Source organism: Streptosporangium heterodermiicola (genome assembly GCF_051390675.1).
Classification (GTDB): Bacteria; Actinomycetota; Actinomycetes; order Streptosporangiales; family Streptosporangiaceae; genus Streptosporangium.
Genome location: NZ_JBPJSR010000001.1, coordinates 152749 through 173789, shown reverse-complemented (window position 1 = coordinate 173789; position 21041 = coordinate 152749). Strand labels below are relative to the sequence as shown.

Here is a 21041-nt window from a genome sequence, read left to right as displayed (position 1 = left end):
GATCCGTGAGGTCGTCGGACGGTGTCATCGAATACCTCCAGCCTCGCTGGAGGACGCCCCGCCTGCCTCCGGGGTGTATCCGCCATACCAGGCCGGTATGAACACAGAGTCCCCGCGCGGCCCCGCCCTCCGGTCCCGGGGACGGCCGGGGAGGTGGTCAGCCGATTCCGGGCTCGGCCCAGAAGACCGTTCCCGGGCCGCGCACCTCGACGGGCCCGTGGGCGGCCGGGACGAAGGCGGACTCACCGGGACGCAGGGTGTGCCCGCCGGTCTCGATCTCGCCCTCGGTGCACAGCAGGATGCGCGGCACCCCGCCCTCCAGGGTGAGGCCGGAACCGGGGACGGCCGTACCGAGGCGGAACTCGGGGACCGGGGTCCGGTAGAGGTTGCCGACCGGTTCGATCCGCAGGGCCGGGACCGAGGGGTCGGTGACCCGCAGCAGCTCCTCCACGTCCATCGGCTTGCCGGTCAGCCCCGCGCGCAGCACGTTGTCGGAGCCGCCCATGATCTCCACGCCGAACCCGCTCAGGTAGCAGTGCAGGACCCCGGCCCCCAGGAAGAGCGCCTCGCCGGGCCGCAGCTCGTGGCGCCGCAGGAACAGCGGGGCCAGGCAGGCGGGGTCCTCCGGGTGGATCCCCGCCAGGCGTACGACCAGCTCGTTGTCGGGCCCCCCGGCGGCCGAGGCGGCCCGCGTGATGGCGGCCACGAGGGCCGCCCTGCCGTCCTTCGGCCACTCCACCAGCGCGCGGAGCGCGGCGGAGGCGTCCCCGGCGGCCAGCGGCGCGACGACGGGCTCCAGCTCCGCGACGCCCAGCCCGCCGATGAGGGCCGCCGCCTCCCGGGGAGGACGGAACCCGGCCAGCGCGGTGAACGGGGTCAGCGCGCAGATCAGCTCGGGCTTGGGGAACGGGTCGACGTAGGTGCCCCGGGCGAACCCCTCCCGCGCCTGCTCCTGCGAGGGGTGGACCTGGAGCGAGAGAGGCAGGTCCACGGCGATCAGCTTCAGCAGGTACGGCAGCCGCGAGCCGAACCGCTCCACGGTCTCCTGCCCCAGCTCGGCCACCGGGTCGGCGGCCACCGTCTCGGCGAGGGAGTGCCACGTCCCCCGGCGCAGCACCGACGAGGAGCCGGACGGGTGGGTGCCGAACCACATCTCCGCCTCGGGCAGCTCCGCGGGGGAGGGGCGCCCGGCCAGCGTGGCGATGGCCGTGCGCGAGCCCCAGTCGTAGTTCTTCACGGGATTGCGCAGGAGGTCCGTCATGACGCCTCCACCGATGTGGGCCCGGCCTTGCCTGCCGCCGCGCGGGCGGCGGGGATGAAGGAGTCGTTCATGATCCTCTGAGTCCGTGTGAGTCCGTATGGGTCCGTGAGCGGGAATCCGATGCGGGAATCCGATGAATGCCACGGAACGCCGATGTTACGCGTCCTCGGTCTCGTACGGCCGCCGGGGCGTGCCGGGCGGAATCGCGGACCGGCACCCTAGCAGCCCGTCCCGCCCGGACGACCAGGACGAAAGTCCCGGTTTCCGGAGCGGACGGGTCCCGGTTTCCGGACCGGGAGGGCCGGGGTGGGACCGGGTCGTAGAGCTCCCGTGAGAGGAGAGTGAGACGCGGTGAAAATGGTGTTTACTGCAGGTCTGCGCAGCGCGGACGGGACCGTCGCTCGTGGCGTGTCAGGGGACAGGAGGATCACCGTGGGAACAGGCCGCCGGGCGAATCGTGAACGCGGGTTCCCGGAGCGTCACCCCTGGGGCCGGCAGACGAGGTACGTGGCCCTCGCCGTCGCCGTGGGGGCCGTCGCGGTCGGGGTCCCGCCGCTGCTGATCCCCGAACAGGGCGGCCTTTTCACCGCGCGGCCCCGGAACGTCCCGTCCGGAGCGACCACGCCGCCGGCCCCGTCCCCGTCCCCGTCCGAGGAAGGCGCCGAACCCACCGCCGAACCCACCGCCGGGGGGCCCACCGCCGGGTCCACCGCCACGCCCGTGGTCTCCCCGAGCGCGTCGCGGAGCCCCCGGCCGGCCGTCCGGCCGGAGGCCTCGCCCACCGCGCGGTCCGTTCCCCGCTCCTCCGGTTCGCCGGGGCTCTCCTGCGCGGCCCCCGCCGGGTCCGGCTCGGGCGGCACCGTCGAGATCACCTCCGCCCGGCCCTCCTGCGCCGTCTACACCACCGTCCTGAGCACCGGGTGGCAGGCCCTCGGCACCGGGACGAACGTCACCCCCGGCCAGAGGCTGCCCGACGGCGAGCAGACCGCGATGAGGGTGCAGAAGAGGGTCAAGAAGCGGGAGGACCCGGCGACGGTGACGCTGCTCGCCTCCTCGCCGTTCACGGTCGGCCGGAACACCACGCTGCGCCTGCGGATCTTCGGCGGCAGGGAGTTCGGCACGATCCTGCGAGTCTCCGCCTCACCGTCCGCCGATCGCGCGGGCACCCGGACCATGGTGCTCGAAGCGCCCCCGCTCCGCTGGTCCAGCTTCACGCTGCGCGTCGGGGCGCTGTCCCCCGAGCGGCTGCGCCGGGTCGATCTGGCCATCGCCACCGACCAGATGCCGCAGGCGTACGAGTTCTTCGTCGACGACATCGTGTTCAGGGGCTGAGGGGGGCCGGACGGTGACACGCTTGCACGCCTACGCGGTGGACCCCGTGGTGGCGGCGGCGGCACTGTGCCGCGCGGTGATGCTGGGCCGCGCCGCGGTCGTGCTGACCGCGGCCGGAGCCGGCCTGCTGCTGGTGACCGACCGCTGGCGGGTGCTGGCCGTGCTCGCCGTGACCGTCCTCGCCACGGTCGCCGAGGTGACGGTACTGACCCGGTGGCAGGCCGTCGTGCGCAGGGCCCTGCCCGTGATCGCGGCCGACTGGCTCGTCGCCCTCGCCATCCTCGCGCTCAGCAAGGGCGGGATGGCCTACTTCTGCTACGCGGCGGGCTCGGCCGCCCTGGGGGGCGCTTTGCTGGGGATGCGGGCGCTGGCCATCTGGGCGGCCCAGGCCGCGTGCGGCTTCGCGGCCGCGGCCTGGGCCCTGCGGGAGAGCACGCCCCCGCCGGACGTCGCCGCCTTCGTGATGGCCTTCCCGATGACCAGCGTCCTCGCCGGGGTGGGCGGCGCGGTGGCCACCGCCGCCCTGGTCCGCTACATGGACCTGGCCGTGGAGGTGGTGGCCTCCGCCCAGCGCTCGGCGGCGGCCGACGAGCGCGCCCGGCTGGCGAGGGAGCTGCACGACTCCGTCAGCAAGACGCTGCGCGGGGTGTCCTTCGCGGCCCTCGCGCTGCCCTCCTCGCTGCGCCGCCAGCCCGCTCTCGCCGAGCAGCTCGCCGACACCGTCTCCCGGGGCGCGGAGGCCGCGGCCAGGGAGGCCCGGCAGCTGCTGGAGGGGCTGCGGAGCGACGTGCCCGACCAGGCGTTCGAGGACACGATCCACGGTCTGTGCCGCTCCTGGTCGCGCGACTCCGGTGTCGGCGCCAGGATCACCGCCGCCCGCTGCGACCCCGGGGTCGCGGTGCGCTACGAGGTCACCCGCATCCTGCAGGAGGCCCTGGCCAACGTGCAGCGGCACGCCGGCGCCCGGGAGGTCGTCGTACGGCTGACCCCGTTCGACGGTTTCCTGGAACTCACCGTCGCCGACGACGGCGTCGGCTTCCACGTCCCGCGCGAGCTGGGCGGGCTGCAGGCCCGCGGGCACTTCGGGATCGTCGGCATGTCGGAGCGGGCACGAGCCCTGGGGGGCTCGCTGCGCGTCGTGTCCGGCCCGCGCGGCGGTACCGTGGTGACGCTGCGGGTGCCGATCTCCGAGGACGGGCCGGACGCCGGCGAGTTCCCGCGCCGCGCGGTCTCTCCCGCCCCCTTCACGTCGCCGAACCCCGTGGAGCCGTCCCTGTGATCGACGTGCTGGTCGTCGACGACAACCCGATCGTCCGCGCCGCGATGTGCGCCTTCCTGGACGCCAGCGAGGGGGTGCGGGTCGTGGGCGAGGCGTGCAACGGCCACGAGGCGCTCGCCGCCGCCCAGCGGCTGAACCCGGCGGTGACCCTGCTGGACCACCGCATGCCGATCGCGGACGGGCTCTCCGTCCTGGGCGAGCTCGCCCTCCACACGACCGTCCTCGTGCTCACCAGCGACTCCGGGGAGGAGCTCATCACCGCGATGCTGCGCGGCGGGGCGCGCGGTTACCTGGTGCACGGCCAGTTCGACCCGCCGGACCTGCTCCGCGCGGTCCAGGCCGTCGCCGCCGGACGGGGCTGGCTCTCGCCCGCCGCCGCGTCCGTGGCCACCTCGCTCTTCCGCAGCCAGGCGGAGCAGGAGCGCGAGCAGCGCGAGCGCGCCGAGCGCCGTCGCGCGGCGCAGACCCGCTACGGGATCACCCGGCGCGAGCGCGACGTGCTGACCCTGCTCTCCCAGGGGCTGTCCAACGCCTCCATCGCGGTGCGCCTGGGGCTGACGGAGAAGACCGTCAAGAACCACCTCAGCCAGATCTTCGCCAAGCTCGGGGTGAGCAGCAGGACCGAGGCGGTCATCGTCTGGGCGGGGGACCCCCCGGCCTGACGCCCCGCCGGGCACGCGTCCGGGAAGCAGGCGTGGACCCAGGAGAAGGCGCGTACCCGGGAGGCGGGCGCGTATTTCTGAAGAGGCCGCGTACCCGGGAGGCGGTGCGCGCTTCGGAGGCGGGCGCGGGCCCCGGAGCGGGCATGTACTCCGGAGGCGGGCCCGGACCCGGGAAGTAGGCCGTGGTCATCGGCCGGACCGGGACCTTTGGCCCGGTTCGTAGCCTTCCGCTCGCCGTTAGCGTACGACCCGCCGCACGGGACGCCCGCTCACCGGACGCTCGCTCAGCCGGACGTTCGCTCAGCCGGACGTTCGCTCACCAGACGCCGCAGGGTGTCTCCGGTGATCGGCGGACCACGGGACGGTGATCGGCCGGCCACGGGACCGGGGCCGCGCGGCGGCCCCACGTTCCGCCGGAGGGCCCGCGAGCCCGCCGGGTGCCTCGTGTCCCGTGCCTTGTGTCCCGTGCTTCGTGTCCCGTGCTTTGTGTCTCGTACCTCGTACCTCGTAACAGTCATCCGAAAGGACCTTCATGGCCGACCAGAAGCGACGACCGGTTCGGGCCGCCGCCGATACGCCGGGTGCCTCCGAGTCCCGGGCCCTCGCGCCGCGGGGACGTCGCCTTGGCCGGATCGCCGCGGCCGCCCTCCTCGCCGCCGGTCTCGCCGTGGCGGTGAGCCCGCCGGTCCCGTCGCCGGACGCGGTCCTGGCCGCCGGGACGACGGAGCTGGCCGCCGCCGCGTCGCCCGCGTACCTCGCGAAGGGGGAGCGGGCGCCCGCGTCCCCGGCTCCCACTCCCAAACCCCCCGCGTCCCCGGCTCCTACCCCTAAGCCCACCGCGTCCCCGAGCCCGGCTAAGCCCACCGCGTCCCCGAGCCCGGCACCCTCCGGGCCGCCGCCGCGGGCGCAGTATCGGGAGTTCGCGGCGAATTGCACGATCTCGCATTATCTGCCGGACGACCCGATTGTTTATCCAGGTCTGGCGGGCGCGGCGCATAATCACACGTTCTTCGGCAACAAGGGGACGGACGCGGGATCGACGAACGCGTCCCTGGTTTCCGGGGTGACGAGTTGCCAGGATCCGAAGGACGGTTCGGCGTACTGGTCGCCGACGTTGTTGCGGGACGGTAAGCCGGTCAAGCCGGAGATGGCGACGATCTATTACAAGTCGGGTGTCTCGGATTACCGGACGGTGAAGCCGTTCCCGGCAGGGTTCCGGTTGATCGTCGGTGACACGAAGATGACGTCGGCCGCGGATTTCAAGGGTTACTGGAGTTGCGGCAACGCGAAGTCGAAGGATTTCCCGGCGTCGTGCCCCTCGGGATCGTCGTTGATCATGCGGCATCAGGATCCGAGTTGCTGGAACGGCACCGATCTCGACACCGCGAACCACAAGAGCCACGTGACGTACCCGGTGCGCGGGGTGTGCCCGGCGAGTCACCCGGTGGCGGTGCCGATGCTGGAGATGAAGATCCCCTACAAGCTTCCCGGGGGCAGGACCGAGGGGTTGTCGTTCTCCTCGGGGGTGAGCTACTCCTTCCACTACGACTTCATGAACGGCTGGGACCAGCAGCGCCAGGCGGCTCTGGTCAAGCACTGCGTCAACGGCGGACGTCAGTGCGACGGCGTCGGCTACGACCGGCACAAGCCGTGACCGGGGTCAGGTAACGCCGTCCCGACCGGCGCGGGGGTGTCACGCGGGCGCGTGACACCCCTGTTCGCGTCCGCAGATGAGGGGTTCCCAACGTGCGTACGGAACTGAAGACTCCGCTGGGAGGAGGCCCGCGGCGCCCACGGCCTCACCGTCGCACGCCATCCGCCCATCGGCGGGACGGGGCGTGATACCCCGGGAGGAGACAGCGATGAGCATGCGCCCGCTTGGCATCGAAGGTGCGTGGGTGTTCGAGCCGAAGGTGTTCCCCGACAGTCGCGGCAGCTTCCACGAGTGGTTCCACGGGGACGACTTCCGCGAGACCACCGGCCAGGGCCTGGCCCTCCTGCAGGCGAACCACTCCGTCTCCCGCAGGGGGACGCTGCGGGGCGTGCACTTCGCCGACGTCCCGCCCAGCCAGGCGAAGTATCTCAAGTGCGTCAGGGGAGCGGTCTTCGACGTGATCGTCGACATCCGCGTCGGATCGCCCACCTTCGGGCAGTGGGAGTCGGTCCTCCTGGACGACGAGCGGCACCGCGCCGTCTACATCTCCGAGGGGCTCGGCCACGCCTTCATGGCCCTCACCGACGACGCGACCGTGGTCTATCTCTGCTCCGAGGGGTACGCGCCCGGCCGCGAGCACGGGATCAACCCGCTCGACCCGGAGCTGGGGATCGAGTGGCCCGCCGGGGTGGAACCCCTGCTGTCGGAGAAGGACGCGGCGGCGCCGACCCTCACGCAGGCGCGGCGCGCGGGCATGCTCCCCACGTACGAGGAGTGCCTCGGTTTCTACGCCAAGCTCCGCGCCTGAGCAAGCTCCGCGCCTGAGCGTCGGCGCCCCCGTCCCCCCTGGTCCCGACCCGCTTCACTCCGCCCCGAGCCGGCAGCCGACGGCCCGGGGCGGAAGGTCTCACGCGAGGATCGTGAGGACAGCGAATACGGGGCTCAGCCGACGCCGGCCCCCGCCTTGAGGGGTTCCCACCAGGCGCGGTTGTCGCGGTACCAGGCCACGGTCTCGGCCAGGCCCGTCGTGAAGTCCTTGCGCGGGCGGTATCCCAGCTCGTCCTTGATCTTGGTCCAGTCGACCGAGTAGCGGCGGTCGTGGCCCTTGCGGTCCTCCACGTAGTCGATGCTGCTCTCCCCGGCGCCGAAGGCCTCCAGGAGGAGGCCGGTGAGCTCCCGGTTGTTCAGCTCGGTGCCGCCGCCGATGTTGTAGACCTCGCCGGGGCGGCCCCCCGCGCGGACCAGCTCGATGCCCCTGACGTGGTCGTCGACGTGCAGCCAGTCGCGGACGTTGAGGCCGTCGCCGTACAGCGGGACCTTCAGCCCGTCGAGCAGGTTGGTGATGAACAGCGGGATGACCTTCTCAGGGAAGTGGTGGGGCCCGTAGTTGTTGGAGCAGCGGGTCACCCGCACGTCCAGGCCGTGGGTGCGGTGGTAGGAGAGCGCGAGCAGGTCGCCGGCGGCCTTGGAGGCGGCGTAGGGGGAGTTGGGGCTCAGCGGGTCGGTCTCCGGCCAGGAGCCCTCGGCGATCGAGCCGTAGACCTCGTCGGTGGAGACGTACACGAAGGTCGCCAGCCCGCTGTGGAGCGCCGCGTCCAGGAGTGTCTGGGTGCCCACCACGTTGGTCAGCACGAACTCGGAGGCACCGAGGATCGACCTGTCGACATGGGACTCCGCGGCGAAGTGCACCACCTGGTCGTGCTCGGCCACGAGCTTGCCGGCGAGCTCCGCGTCGCGGATGTCGCCGTGGACGAACTCGAACCGGGCGTCGTCGCGGACCGGGTCGAGGTTGGCCGGGTTGCCCGCGTAGGTGAGCTTGTCCAGGACGGTGACCGTGTCCAGGCCGCCTGGACCGTCCGGGCCGAGAAGGGTGCGTACGTAGTGGGAGCCGATGAAACCGGCGCCTCCCGTGACGAGAATCCTCATCTGAGATCCACCTCGCTGTGGTCGCTGGGCGGGGGAGATCCGGCCCTGCGGCCGGGGGCGTCGCAGGGGCGGTGCCCTTCCGTGAATGCGCGGGTCCTGGAATTCCGGCACGCGCGTCGTATTCCGGTACGCGCGCCGTGGTTCGTTTTCCGGCCGTGATTCGCCATGGTGGAATTCCGGCCCGCGGCTTCGACTGTAGGGGCGGGATCCGATGCGAGAAACCCTGATTGCGCCGGTCAAATATTCGACGATAAGTAGGGGGACAGGGGCGCCGGTAGGGGGTTGATGGCGTTTATGCCCCCTGCGAGTCTTTCCGTTACCTGCCGGCTCGCCGCCCGATTGACCCTCACGCGCCGGCCTCGTCATGAAGGGCTTTTTCCGTGAAAGGTATCATTCTCGCAGGTGGTCACGGCACGAGGCTATATCCGCTGACGCTCGCGGTATCCAAACAGCTCCTGCCCGTGAACGACAAGCCCATGATCTACTATCCGCTGTCGGCGCTCATGCTCGCGGACATCAGGGAGATCCTGATCATCTCCACGCCGGCCGACCTGCCGCAGATCGCCCGCCTGCTGCGGGACGGATCGCACCTGGGCCTCGACATCACCTACGCCCAGCAGGACGAGCCGAGGGGACTGGCCGACGCCTTCGTCATCGGCGCCGACCACATCGGCGGCGACCCGGTGGCCCTGGCGCTGGGCGACAACATCTTCCACGGCAACTCCTTCTTCGACCTCCTCCAGGAGAGCGTCACCGACCTGGACGGCTGCGTGCTGTTCGGCTACCCGGTCAGTGACCCCGAGCGCTACGGAGTCGGGGAGACCGACGAGAACGGCATGCTCCTCTCGATCGAGGAGAAGCCGGCCAACCCCCGTTCCAACCGGGCGATCGTCGGCCTGTACCTCTACGACAACGACGTGATCGACATCGCCAAGAACCTCCAGCCCTCCGCCCGCGGCGAGCTGGAGATCACCGACGTCAACCTCACCTACCTCGAACGCGGCAAGGCGCGCCTGCGCGACCTGGGCAGGGGGTTCGCGTGGATGGACGCCGGAACGCCCGAGTCGATCCTCCAGGCCAGCCAGTACGTGCAGGTGCTGGAGAACCGGCAGGGGGTGCGGATCGCCTGCGTCGAGGAGATCGCGCTGCGCATGGGCTTCATCGACGCCGAGGCCTGCGACCGGCTGGGGGCCCAGCTCTCCACCTCCAGCTACGGCCGCTACGTGCGCGCCGTCGCCGCGGAGTTCCGCTGAGCCGTTCCGCGGCACGGGCGGCGCGGGAGCGGCCCCACCGGTCGCGGGCCCCGGCGGGTCACATCGGCCGAACACACCGACCGGAGGTATTCAGGTGAGCGTTTCCATCGGTTCCATCGACTCCATCGACCAGGGCGGCCAGGAGGGCGCGACGGCCGTCCCGGCACCGCCCGACCCGGCGTATGTGGAGGTCGTCCTCGAAGGCGGCCCCGTGGACATCCCGAGGACCGTCCGGGTCGACGAGGCGGTCTTCGCGTACGGGAAGATAAAGATCCCCAGGAAGAACGGCTACGAGCACTTCGAGCGCACCCTCACGCCGCCGGTTCCCGGCGACGCGATCCCCGAAGACGACGCGCTGGTTTTCCGGTGGACGACCCGCACGAAAATCGCCGAGTAGCCGGGAGGCGGGCCCGGCGCGGCGTCGTTCCCCGGTGGGGCGGCCCTCCGGTGAAGGCGCCCCCGGAGGGGCCGGAGCGGCTCGCGCCCCGGACCCCCGCCGGGCCGCCCCTATCTCGCCAGGTCGCGCATCGACCCCTGCTGCACGCCGTACGCCGCCCCCTTGTCGCGGTCCTCGATCAGGACGGCGAGACCGTCGAGAAGCCGTCGCAGGCTGAACTCGAACCACTTGTCGATGTCGATCGCGTCGCCCTGCTCCGCGTAGAGCCTGGACAGCATCGGGAACTGCCCGGACTCCAGGATCTCCAGCAGCATCGGTGTCTTGGAGGCGCGCCACTGCCTCGTCGTGACGCCGGTGCGGCGTTCGGCCTCCACCTCGTTCACCAGCAGCAGGGCCGCGCCCTGCACCTGGGCGCTCACCATGATGGCCACCCAGTGCATGGTGGTCGGGTCGAGGCCGAGGCCGTCCATCGCGCGCATCGCCCACTCGACGTCGGCGAGCACGTTGGGCCCGATCGGCGGCTGGGGGGTGGCGATGACCCGCAGCGCCCAGGGGTGCTTGGAGTACATTCCCCACTCCCGCCTGGCCGCGACCTCCAGCCTGGTGCGCCAGCCCCCGGGGACGGGAGAGGGGTAGGAGGTCTCGCCGAAGACGGACTCGACCATCAGCTCGACGAGCGCGTCCTTCCCCGACACGTAGCGGTACAGCGACATTGTGCCCGCGCCCAACTCGGCCGCGACGCGGCGCATCGACAGCGCGTCGAGCCCCTCGGTGTCGGCGATGTGAACGGCGGTGCGCACGATGCGTTCCGTGCTCAGGCCGCTCGGAGGTACGTAGTGCTCCGCCAGCCCCCCGGCGCCCCCGGCATGACCGGACGCGGCGCGGCCCCCGGAGCCGTTGCCGGACGAAGCGGTGGTGGTAGTGGTGGAAGGAGCGGGCGGAGTGGCCCGCTCGGCGGTGCGAACCCGGTAGGCCCGCGCTTGACAGGCACGGGAGCAGTATCGCGGGCGCCGCCCCCGTGGCGCGGCGTTCAAAGGCTTGCCGCACTGTGCGCACGTCAACATGTGGTCCTCGTCCGATTCCGGCCTAACCAGCTGTGTGACGAAATCCTAACACATGTTTTTTGTGACGTAATGAATGTCTCAGCGTGACGATATTTGGCCGTGAGGACGCGTTCTCCGATGCTGATCTGCCCGCCCTCTCGGTCGTTCAACTGCCGATTATTGTCTATGATCACAGTTCCCGGTGAATCATTGCGTGGGCCCAAGAATTGTGCGTACGATGTATGCACCTGACACCGTACGATGTACCTGAGGAGTTGTGCTCATGACACAGGGCGTAGTCACGGCCGGGCGGAGGGAGTGGCTCGGTCTGGCGGTGCTGGTCCTGCCCGTCTTGCTCATCTCCGTCACCGTCACCGTGCTGTACTTCGCGTTGCCCTTCCTCAGCGCCGACCTCACGCCGACCGGCTCCCAGCTGTTGTGGATCGTCGACATCTACGCCTTCCTGCTGGCGGGCCTGCTGATCCCGATGGGCACCCTGGGCGACAGGATCGGCCGCCGCAAGCTCCTGCTGCTCGGCGCCACCGCGTTCGGCATCACGTCGGTCGTCGCGACGTACGCCCCCAACGCCGAGCTGCTCATCGCGGCCCGCGCCCTGCAGGGCGCGGCGGCGGCGAGCCTGATGCCGCCCACCCTCGCGCTGATCCGCAACATGTTCCACGACCCGCAGCAGCGCCGGATGGCCGTCGCCATCTGGGCCGCCAGCTTCGCCGGGGGCAGCGTGCTGGGGCCGATCGTGGGCGGCTGGCTGCTGGAACGCTTCTGGTGGGGATCGGTGTTCATGATCAACGTGCCGGTCATGGCCCTGCTGCTGATCCTGGGGCCGATGCTGCTGCCGGAGTACCGCGATCCGAAACCGGGGCGGTTCGACCTGCTGAGCGCGGTGCTGTCGCTCGCGGCCGTGCTGCCGACGGTCTACGGGATCAAGCAGTTCGCCGCCGACGACTTCAGCCCCCAGGCGCTGCTCAGCGTCATCGTCGGGCTGGCGTTCGGCGTCGTGTTCCTGCGCAGGCAGCGGTCCCTGCCCGACCCCATGCTCGACCTGCGGCTCTTCTCCAGCCGGGGCTTCAGCATGTCCCTGATCACGAGCACGCTCTCGATCTTCGCCCTCGTGGGACTGTTCTACTTCATCGCGCAGTATCTGCAGATGGTGCTCGGGCTGCGGCCGTTCGTCGCGGGCCTGCTGACCCTGCCCGCCGCGGGCACCGCCCTCGTCGGCTCGATGCTGGCCGCCGTGGTCGCGCGATGGGTGCGCCCCGGATACATCATCGGCGCCGGCATGATGCTCGCCGCGGCCGGCTTCGCGGTGATGAGCCTGATCGAGGTCGACTCCGAGCGGTGGCTGCTCATCACCGGCCTGCTCCTGCTGGGGTCCGGGGTCGGGGCGGTGCAGGCGCTGGCCTCCGACATGATCGTCGCGGTGGCCCCGCCGGAACGCGCGGGCTCGGCGTCGGCGGTCATGGAGGCCTCCACCGAGCTGGGCGGCGCGCTCGGCATCGCGATCCTGGGCAGCATCGGCCTGGCCGTCTACAGCGAGGAGTTCGCCGAGGCGAACTCCGTGGCGCTGGCCGGGGAGGACGCCCGGGCGGCGCACGAGACCATCGGCGGCGCGCTCGGGGTGGCCGCCCGGCTGCCCGAGCAGGCAGGGGCGGCCCTGCTCGACGTCGCCCGCTCGGCCTTCACCAGCGGCATGCAGGTCGCCGCCATCCTGGGCGCCGTCATCATGGCACTGACGGCGGTCCTCGCCACGATCCTTCTCCGCTCGGTACAGGTGGACAGCCACACCGAGTGAACCGCCCGCCGCCCGCGCCCCCGGTCGCCCCCACCGGCGCGCGGGCGGCGGGCAGGTTCGATCGGGGAACGCCATGGAGGAACGCCGGGGGGCGACGGGTCAATCGAAAAAGCGCGGTTCCCCGGAATCCGGGAGAACCGCGCCCTGGCGTGAGCGGGTCAGGAGAACTGCGCCGGCAGGTCCCTGCGCCCCTTCACGTTGAGCTTGCGGTAGATGCGGGTCAGGTGCTGCTCGACCGTGCTGACGGTGATGTAGATCTTCCTGGATATCTCGCGGTTGGTGTAGCCCAGCGCGGCGAGGGAGGCGACGCGCTGCTCGGCGTCGCTGAGCACGTTCATCCCCTCCAGGCCGCCGGCGTTGTCGTAACCGTCGGTGTTGTGCCGTACGGCCTGCCGCAGCGGCTCGGCCTGGCACTCGCCGGCCACGCTGACGGCCCGGTGGCCGACCATCCGCGCCTTGTTGGGCTCGCCGAGTTCGGTGAGGGTGTGGGTGAGGTCGACCAGCGCGTAGGCCATCTCCAGGCGGTCGCCCGAGGCCTGGAGCATGTCGATCGCCTCCCGGAGCATCGACGGACGCTGCCTGAGGTCACTGGCCGCGGCGAGGAGGCGCTGCGAGATGCCCCTCGCCCTGAGCGAGTCACCGCTGGGCAGGTCGTAGGGTTCGTTCAGCAGGGCCCTGGCCTGTTCCCGCTGGTCCGTCTGGAGCAGCGCCGCCGCGGCCCCGTGACGCCACGGCACCAGGGCGGGCGTGTCCAGCCCCCACGAGCGCATCAGCCGCCCGCACGTGGAGAAGTCGTCGAGCGCGGCGTGCGAGTGGTTGGTCGCCAGATAGTAGTGGGCGCGGGCCTGCAGGTAGTAGAGCCCGAACCGGGTCTGGAAGATCGTTTCGGGTACGGGCCGCCTGAGGTGGTGCGCGGCCACGTCGTACTTGCCCATCTCGGTGTTGGCGCGGATCAGCACCGCCAGCGGCAGCCCGACGAGGACCCCCAGGCTCCGGGGCGGCACGATGTCCAGGGCCAGGCGCGCGTACTCCTCCGCGAGGACCAGGTCCCCCTGGCGGATGGCGATGCTCGCCCGCAGGGAGGCGAGCATCGCGCGCCAGGTGGGCGCGCGGTGCATCACCGCCTCCGAGTACATGACGTCGCACCAGGGCGCCGCTATGTCCGGGCGATCGGAGTAGATCAGGGCGAAGAGCGCGGACTCGACGGTCTCCAGGTTCGTGTCGTCCAGCGAGATGGAGTGCAGGACGCGTTCGGCGATCCCGAGCGTCCTGTCGTCGGGGCCGTCGCGCAGGACGGCCGCCAGCAGCGACGCGGCCTGCGCGTGCGGGCCGCTCCCGGTGGCCGTCCACGCCGTCCTCGCGGGGGGGACGGCGCCCGTGACGGTTCCCATGGCCGCGCCCGCGCCCGCGACCGCGCGGGTGCGGGAGAGGATGAGCGGGTGGGAGCAGGCCAGGCGCCGGTGGAGGACATCGAGCCACGCCGCCTCCTCGTCGGCTTCCGGCTCGGTGGCCAGCACGTCCATCTGTTCGAGGACCTCCACCGCCTCGTCGTGCCGCCCGTTCCAGAGCAGGTATCTCAGCAGCGCGTCCAGCTCCTGGAAGTCCAGTCCCTTCTGGCGGGCGGTCGCCATGAGCCGGTTGACGTGCCGGTTGGCGGCGGCGGGGTTGAGGCGCCACTCGGCCCGCGCGAGCATCGTCGTCGTCAGCGTGCGCTGCCGCTCGTCGTCGCACAGTTCGAGGGCGAGTTTCAGGCACCGCACCGCGAACTCGTGCCGGTCGTTCGTGAGCGCCTGCTCGGCGGCCTCGCGGAGCTCGGCCAGCGCCCAGGACTCCTGGAAGAAGTGGGACGCGCCGATCAGGTGCTCGGCGACCACCGTGGCGGCGGCCCCCTCGGCGTGCAGGAGTTGCGCGGCGCGCCGGTGCATTTCCTCACGGCTGTGCGGGTCGAGGTCGTCGAGTACGGCCTCGCGGGCCCTGGCGTGTCGAAAACGCAGGGAATCGAGGATGCCGATGACCCCGAGGCAATTCAGCGCCTGGTTCACCGTTGTCGTCGTGAGGTCGAGCAACTCGGCCAGAAGAGCCGGCAGAGCGTATTCCCCGAGGATCGCGAGGCCGCGGGCGACCATCAGCATGGTGGGGTCGCTACGGTGCAGGAGAGCGCGGACGGACCGTGAGAAAACGTCGGAGACGACGAGTTCCCCCAGGTCGCCGCCGCCCTTCACGGCGTCCTCCACCAATGCCTTGACCAGCAGGGGGTTACCCCCGCTGACCCTGTGGCACGCCGCCCCGAGTTTGACCGCCGCGGCGTCCCCCCTGGAATCGGATATTATCTTCACGACACTCTGCAAAGAGAAAGGCGCCAACCTGATGCGTTCGTAGTGGGGATGACGCATGAGGTCTATCTCAATATGGGGGTTCATTCCCTGAAGGCCCTCCGTGGCCGTCAGGACAATGAAGACGTTGGCGCTTTTCAATCTGTGCACGAAATTCAGCAGAAGCTGCCACGACATGGAGTCCGCGTATTCGACGTCGTCCACGGTGATGAGAACGGTGTTCGACTTGGAGAGTTCGAGAATGATGGCCCACAGGCCCTGGGTGACGCGGAGCCAGTCGGATTCGCCGGGACGCTCGCCCGGCGGTCTTCCCCCCGGTGCCGCGTCCTCGATGAGCCGCGCCGCCCGTGAGGCGTGGGCGATCGGCAGCGCCGCGTTGTGGAAGATCTGGCTCACCACGCCGAGCGGCACGTTCTGGTCGTTCTGCGAGCAGGTGGCGCTCAGCCAGATGACCCCCGAGTCGACGGCGCGCCGGCTGAAGGCGTACACCAGTTCGGTCTTGCCCGTCGCGGTGGGCCCGATGATCGTCGCGACGCGGCCACGGCTGTGCGTACAGTCCGTTAATAGATCGGTAAGAAACGTGATTTCACTATCGCGCTCGATTAATATCATCGGGCTCCCCGTTCGCCCCGGTGTCCCTAGATGAAAGCAGATGGTGGAACGACAACATCTGACGCATAAAGGCAGGACTCGGCGGGAACCTACCTTTGGTCAGGGGTGCTGTCAAGTTTTTCCCTCGCCGATGCCCCGGGACGGGAGGGAAGACGACCCGATGGATTTCATCACATGGGTAAGTGTGATTTCATCATTCCCCCTATGGCTAGTTTCATCACGGCATCGTGTATATGATGTCGGGGTGGCCCATATGCACCCAGCGAGATCATGTACTTCTCCTGCGAAAAATGCAAACCCCCTATCAACCCTTATGTGGGGAGCTGATTTAGGGGGTCGCATGGGCACGTTCCGCTGGATCCGCGCAGGTGGCTTTGGATATCGTGTCGCATGTCGGCGGCCATGTATTACCAATTTGTGATTGGCGGATCACGTTCGGTGGTGAATGAATCCGTGCGAATGACGGTGATCTGGATCACTCTTCTTCACACGCAATTGTGAAACGGATTCATGACTTCCGGGGTTCGTGACGGCCGAAATCGGTTGTTCGGAGATCGGCGCGGGGCCGGCGAACCGGCCGTGTGCCCGGCGGGGAAACTCAGAGTGGGACGGTGTCATGGACGACGTCAAGAGCGGTGACGACACGTGGATCCGGCGTCTCCTCTTCGGGCCGGCCGGGACCGAGGCGGCCGGCGCGCCGGCCGCGCTGGTGTGCTTTCCGCACGCCGGAGGGGCGGCCAGCTTCTATCTCCCGGTGGCCCGCCTGGCGCCGCCCGGCGTCGAGGTGCTCGCGGTGCAGTACCCGGGCAGGCAGGACCGGCGGGCCGAGAGGTGCCTGGACGACATCGGCGAGCTGGCCGACCGGATCGCCGACGCGCTCCAGGTGTGGACCACCCGCCCCCTGGCCCTTTTCGGTCACAGCATGGGGGCTCTCGTCGCCTTCGAGGTGGCCCGCAGGCTGCAGGAGCGCGGCACCGTGCCGCTGGTGCTGTTCGCCTCCGGGCGGCGGGCCCCGTCGATCCACCGTGACGAGCGGGCGCACCTGAGGCCGGACGACGGGTTCCTGGCCGAGCTGCGCGGGCTGGGCGGGACCGCCGCGAAGGTACTCGGCGACGACGACTTCATGCGGGCGGTGCTTCCCATGGTGAGAAGCGACTACCGGGCCGTCGAGACCTACCGCTACCGGCCGGGCCCGGGGCTGTCGTGCCCGGTCGTGGCCCTGTCGGGCACCGACGACCCGAAGGCGCGGCCCGGCGACGTGGGGGTGTGGCGCGACCACACGGAGGCCGGGTTCGAGATGCGGCTCTTCCCTGGCGGCCACTTCTATCTCACCGACCATGTCGAGGAGATCGTCGGCATCGTCGCCTCCCGCGTCTCCTCGGCCCTGGCCGCCGGACACCCGAGCCGCTGAGCCCGCCGCGCGGGCGCCGGGAAACGTTCCCGGCGCCCTGCGGAACGCCCTGTCGCCTCGTTGAGGCCCCCGTGGAAGGCCCTGTGAACGCCCTGTGGAACGCCGTGTGGCGGCGTGTGGCGGCGTGTGGCGGCTTGTGGTCGGCGTGTGGCTCATCACGGGCTCGTGTCCGTGGGGCGGCGCCTGTGACTCACGGGCTCGCGTCCACCTGACGGTGTGCGGCCTCCGTGCTCTCCGTGGTCTCCGTGCTTTTCGTGGTCTCTGTGTTCTTCATGGTCTTCGTGCTCTTCGTGTCGAAAGACGTTTTCCTCATTCCGTACACCGTCCACCCGTGTCGAAATGACTGTCATCGCGTCGGAACCGCTCCGGTGCCCGCGTCGAAATGTTTCCGCGCCGCCGCTCCCGGACGTCCTTCCCGGGGCCCGGGCCGGGTTCCTCGGGCCCGTGCCGTGTCCTGTTCCCGCCCTGTTCCGGGCCCTCGCCCGAGCGCCGAAGACGCGTCCACTCCGTTCATCTCGCGTTCACCCGGGAACGCGAGAACGGCGCCCGGACCGTGTCCGGGCGCCGTTCTCGGGGGTCGGAGGAGAGGAACCTACGTGTAGGTGTGGAACCCCCGGCCGGTCTTCTTGCCGAGGAGGCCGCCCTCGACCATGCGCAGCAGCACCGGCGGGGGCGAGTACTGCTGGTCCTTGAACTCCTCGTACAGCGCGCCGGCGATCGAGGCCACGGTGTCCAGCCCGATCAGGTCGGCGAGCTTCAGCGGTCCCATCGGGTGCGAGCAGCCCAGCACCATCCCCTTGTCGATCACGTCGGCGGTGGCGAAGCCCGTCTCCACCATCCGGATGGCGGCCAGCAGGTACGGGATGAGCAGGGCGTTGATCACGAAGCCCGCCCGGTCGGGGGAGCGGATCACCTGCTTGCCGAGCGTCCCGACCACGAACGCCTCGGCGCGGGTACGGGTCTCGTCGTCGGTGAGCAGCGACTCGATCACCTCCACCAGCGGCAGGGCGGGGACCGGGTTGAAGAAGTGCACGCCGATCACCTGGCCGGGGCGGTCGGTGGCCTTCGCCATCCTGATGATCGGGATGGACGACGTGTTCGACGCCAGGATCGCGTCCGGGTCCTCCACGATCTTGTCCAGCGCGCGGAACAGGTCGAGCTTGGTCAGCTCGTTCTCCGGTGCCGTCTCGAAGACGATCTGCCGGTCGCCGAGGTCACCGAGGTCGGTGGTGAAGGAGACGCGCTCCAGCGCGTCGCTCCGCTCCGCCTCGGTGATCACCGACTTGCGCAGGCCGTGGTCCAGGGACGCCTGCAGCCGCTGACGGCCGCGGGCCACCGAGGCCCCGCCGGAGACCGCGACCCGCACGTCGAGTCCCGCGCGGGCGCACACGTCGGCGATGCCGGAGCCCATGACCCCGCACCCGACGACGCCGACCCTGTGGATGTCGTTCATCTCGCCTCCAGGGGAGTGGTGGCCGACCAGCGGAGCAGGCTCGCGCCCGTCGCCATGCCACCGCCGAAACCGGCGAGCAGCACCAGGTCGCCGTCGCCGAGCATGCCCGACCGGTTGGCCTCGTCGAGTGCCACGGGCACCGAGGCGCTCCCGACGTTCCCGTACCGTTCCAGCGTGCGCGGGGTGCGCGCGCCGGTGAGTCCCGACCGCTCGATCAGCTCGTCCAGCAGGACCCCGTTGGCCTGGTGCGGGACGAAGGCGTCGACCTGGTCGAGCCGGTGGCCGGTGCCGTTCACCAGCTTCCTCAGCACGGGCGGGACGTTCTCCATCACGAAGTCCCGCACCCCGCGGCCGTTCATCCTGAAGTAGTGGTCGCCGGCCTCGACGGTCTCGTGCGAGGCCGGGAGCCTGCTGCCACCGGCCTTGACGTGGATGAGCCCGTGCGCCTCGCCGCGGCTCGACAGGTCGCAGGCGAGGATCCCGTACGGCTCGGGCACCGGGCCGACGAGGGCGGCACCGGCGCCGTCCCCGAACAGCACCGCGGTGCGCCGGTCGGTGAAGTCGAGGATGCGCGAGTAGATGTCGGCGCCCACCACCAGCGCGTACGCGTCGGGCCGGACCGCCAGCAGGGCCCGCGCGAGGGTGAGCGCGTACACGAACCCGCTGCACACGACGTTGATGTCGAAGCAGGCGGCGTTGTAGGCGCCGAGCGCGTTCTGCACCAGGTGGGAGGTGGGCGGCTGCGGGGAGTCGCCCGTCGAGGTGGCGACGATGATGTAGTCGACCCGTTCGGCGTCGAGGCCCGCCTGTTCGAGCGCGCTCGCCGCGGCCCGTGCCGCGAGGTCCGAGGTCGCCTCGTCCCGCGCGGCGTACCGGCGGAAGGAGATCCGGGTCTTGCGGTGGATCCACTCCGCGGTGGTGCCGGCGCGCTCCGTCAGCTGCTCGTTGTCGATCTCTTCCTTCGGAAGGTACGAGCCGGTCGCCAGAATCCCGGCGGTTCGCCTGGCCGTGGCCACCTATGCCCTCCCCGCGGCGAGGGGGGCGTCGAGCGGGAGGGCGGAGGCGGTGCCGGGCATCTCCCGCAGCGGGTTCAGCCTGGCCTCGCCGATCCTGGCGCGCGTCACGGGGTCGGTGACGCCGAGACCCGGTTCGGGGGCCATGCACAGCACGCCCACCTTGCCGAGGTGCCCGTTGGCCTGCACCAGCCGCGCGGCCTCGGCGACCTCCTCAAGCGGGTACACCGACGACAGCGTCGGCATCAGCTTGCCGAGGTCGAACAGCCGCAGGCACTCCCACAGCTCCTGGAGGTTCGCCGCGTGGCTGCCGACGATGCGCTTGAGGTTCATCCAGAGGTAGCGGTTGTCGAAGTGGTGGTCGTAGCCCGTGCTCGATCCGCACGTGACGACCACGCCCCCGCGCCGGGCCACGAACACCGAGATCCCGAACGTCGCGCGGCCGATGTAGTCGAAGACGATGTGCGGGTCCCCGCCCGCCCTCTCACGGATGATCTTTCCGAGGCGCCTGCCCAGCTCGATCGTCCGCTCCGGGGTGTTCGGGATGTCGTCGCCCATCCCGATCTCGTTGCGGTTGATGACGATGTCGCAGCCCAGCCGCTCCAGGGCCTCGGCCTTCGCCGCGGAGCCGACCACCCCCACCGGGATGCCGCCGCCGTTCTTCACCATCTGTACGGCGTACGCCCCGAGGCCGCCGGTTGCGCCCCAGATGAGGACGATGTCGCCCTGCTTCATGCTCGCGCCCTGGCGGCTGACGAGCATGCGGTAGGCCGTCCCCGCGCACAGCGTGATGGAGGCGGCCTCCTCCCAGGTCAGGTGGGCGGGCTTGGGGACGAGCTGGCTGGCGCGCGCCACCGTGTAGTGGGCGAGCCCGCCGAAGTTCGTCTCGAAGCCCCAGACGCGCTGCTCGGCGCCGAGCATGCCGTCGCCGTGCGTGCCCGGCTCCTGGTCGTCGACCTGGACCGGGCTGATCACGACGCGGTCGCCCACCCGCCAGCGGCGCACCCCGCTGCCGACCCGGACGACCACCCCGGCGGCGTCGGACCCCAGGACGTGGTACGGCAGGTCGTGCCGGGTGGCGAACCCGCCCGTGGCGCCGAACCGCTTCAGGAAGCTGAACGTCGGCACCGGCTCGAAGATCGCCGACCAGACGGTGTTGTAGTTGATCGAGCTGGCCATCACCGCGACCAGGACCTCGTCGGGCGCCAGCTCGGGCATCGGCACCCGCCCGACGCGCAGCGACTTGCGCACGTCCTTGTCGTCGATGTCGGTGAACATGCCGACGTCCTCGACCCGCAGGTGGGCGGCGAGATACTCCTCGGGGAGCGCGGTCCGCGCCAGCTGGTCGGGGGAGGCCCCGCCCAGCAGGGCCTCGGCCATCGGGTCCGCGGAGGGGACCGCCGGGTTCACCAGGCGGGGGAAGGGCGTGTCGGGGGAAGCGGCGTTCATCGGAATCCACCGGCTCCTTTCGGTGTGGTGGGCTTGCCTGCGGTGACAGCCGTCGGAGGACGGGCCCGTCCATGGTCGTGAAGCGGTCTCCGGAGGTGACCGGAGAGTTCGTGGTGCGGGAAGGCGGGTCAGAGGGGGGTGTTCCCGTGGCCG

At 70.7% G+C, this 21041-nt stretch carries 16 protein-coding genes; 9 read left to right on the top strand and 7 right to left on the bottom strand.

Features of this window, described 5'->3' with window-relative positions; translation table 11 throughout:
- Positions 1-157 precede the first annotated feature (157 nt).
- Positions 158-1261, bottom strand: coding sequence for a mannose-6-phosphate isomerase, class I (manA, locus tag ACSC1Q_RS00605; RefSeq protein WP_436756649.1), 1104 nt, complete (start codon positions 1259-1261; stop codon positions 158-160).
- A gap of 507 nt (positions 1262-1768) precedes the next feature.
- Between manA and ACSC1Q_RS00600 the strand changes: the two genes are divergently transcribed.
- From ACSC1Q_RS00600 to rfbC, 5 genes are all read left to right on the top strand, one after another.
- Positions 1769-2593, top strand: a complete 825-nt coding sequence (locus ACSC1Q_RS00600) for a hypothetical protein (RefSeq protein ID WP_436756648.1) — start codon at positions 1769-1771, stop codon at positions 2591-2593.
- 13 nt (positions 2594-2606) lie between these two features.
- Entirely contained in the window at positions 2607-3872 is a 1266-nt protein-coding gene (locus ACSC1Q_RS00595; RefSeq protein ID WP_436756647.1) for a sensor histidine kinase, read from the top strand.
- Complete coding sequence (locus ACSC1Q_RS00590; protein ID WP_436756646.1) at positions 3869-4534, top strand: LuxR C-terminal-related transcriptional regulator; 666 nt, start codon at positions 3869-3871, stop codon at positions 4532-4534. Before ACSC1Q_RS00595 ends, ACSC1Q_RS00590 begins: the two co-directional genes overlap by 4 nt.
- 532 nt (positions 4535-5066) lie before the next feature.
- The gene (locus ACSC1Q_RS00585) at positions 5067-6188 is read left to right on the top strand and encodes a DUF1996 domain-containing protein (RefSeq protein WP_436756645.1); all 1122 of its coding nucleotides are present in this window, start codon (positions 5067-5069) and stop codon (positions 6186-6188) included.
- A 208-nt stretch (positions 6189-6396) separates the two neighbouring features.
- Positions 6397-6996, top strand: a complete 600-nt coding sequence (gene rfbC / locus ACSC1Q_RS00580; RefSeq protein ID WP_436756644.1) for a dTDP-4-dehydrorhamnose 3,5-epimerase — start codon at positions 6397-6399, stop codon at positions 6994-6996.
- A 134-nt stretch (positions 6997-7130) separates the two neighbouring features.
- Here rfbC and rfbB read toward each other — a convergent pair whose 3' ends face one another.
- A complete protein-coding gene (gene rfbB, locus ACSC1Q_RS00575) occupies positions 7131-8114 on the bottom strand; it encodes a dTDP-glucose 4,6-dehydratase (RefSeq protein ID WP_436756643.1) in 984 nt (327 codons plus the stop codon).
- A 380-nt stretch (positions 8115-8494) separates the two neighbouring features.
- On the opposite strand from rfbB, the gene rfbA reads away from it, so the two are divergent.
- Both rfbA and ACSC1Q_RS00565 read left to right on the top strand, forming a co-directional pair.
- Positions 8495-9367: a glucose-1-phosphate thymidylyltransferase RfbA gene (gene rfbA, locus ACSC1Q_RS00570; RefSeq protein WP_436756642.1), complete on the top strand. Its 873-nt coding sequence runs from the start codon at positions 8495-8497 to the stop codon at positions 9365-9367.
- A gap of 94 nt (positions 9368-9461) precedes the next feature.
- The gene (locus ACSC1Q_RS00565) at positions 9462-9764 is read left to right on the top strand and encodes a DUF5988 family protein (protein WP_436756641.1); all 303 of its coding nucleotides are present in this window, start codon (positions 9462-9464) and stop codon (positions 9762-9764) included.
- 110 nt (positions 9765-9874) lie between these two features.
- Here the strand turns inward: ACSC1Q_RS00565 and ACSC1Q_RS00560 are convergent, their stop codons facing one another.
- A complete protein-coding gene (locus ACSC1Q_RS00560; protein ID WP_436756640.1) occupies positions 9875-10564 on the bottom strand; it encodes a TetR/AcrR family transcriptional regulator in 690 nt (229 codons plus the stop codon).
- 526 nt (positions 10565-11090) lie between these two features.
- Between ACSC1Q_RS00560 and ACSC1Q_RS00555 the strand changes: the two genes are divergently transcribed.
- Positions 11091-12617 (top strand): MFS transporter, encoded by a 1527-nt coding sequence (locus ACSC1Q_RS00555; RefSeq protein WP_436756639.1) that lies wholly within the window; start codon positions 11091-11093, stop codon positions 12615-12617.
- A gap of 158 nt (positions 12618-12775) precedes the next feature.
- Here the strand turns inward: ACSC1Q_RS00555 and ACSC1Q_RS00550 are convergent, their stop codons facing one another.
- Positions 12776-15562, bottom strand: coding sequence for a helix-turn-helix transcriptional regulator (locus ACSC1Q_RS00550; protein ID WP_436756638.1), 2787 nt, complete (start codon positions 15560-15562; stop codon positions 12776-12778).
- A 616-nt stretch (positions 15563-16178) separates the two neighbouring features.
- Between ACSC1Q_RS00550 and ACSC1Q_RS00545 the strand changes: the two genes are divergently transcribed.
- The gene (locus tag ACSC1Q_RS00545; protein WP_436756637.1) at positions 16179-16973 is read left to right on the top strand and encodes a thioesterase II family protein; all 795 of its coding nucleotides are present in this window, start codon (positions 16179-16181) and stop codon (positions 16971-16973) included.
- A 592-nt stretch (positions 16974-17565) separates the two neighbouring features.
- Here ACSC1Q_RS00545 and ACSC1Q_RS00540 read toward each other — a convergent pair.
- The 3 genes from ACSC1Q_RS00540 to ccrA are packed head-to-tail and all read right to left on the bottom strand — an operon-like array spanning position 17566 to position 20819.
- Entirely contained in the window at positions 17566-18426 is an 861-nt protein-coding gene (locus ACSC1Q_RS00540) for a 3-hydroxybutyryl-CoA dehydrogenase (RefSeq protein ID WP_436756636.1), read from the bottom strand.
- Positions 18423-19442, bottom strand: coding sequence for a 3-oxoacyl-ACP synthase III family protein (locus tag ACSC1Q_RS00535; RefSeq protein ID WP_436756635.1), 1020 nt, complete (start codon positions 19440-19442; stop codon positions 18423-18425). The genes ACSC1Q_RS00540 and ACSC1Q_RS00535 overlap by 4 nt, the downstream gene beginning before the upstream one ends.
- Positions 19443-20819 carry a crotonyl-CoA carboxylase/reductase gene (ccrA, locus tag ACSC1Q_RS00530; RefSeq protein ID WP_436757220.1) on the bottom strand — a complete coding sequence of 459 codons (1377 nt, stop codon included), beginning with the start codon at positions 20817-20819 and terminating at the stop codon, positions 19443-19445.
- Between the last annotated feature and the right edge of the window lie 222 nt (positions 20820-21041).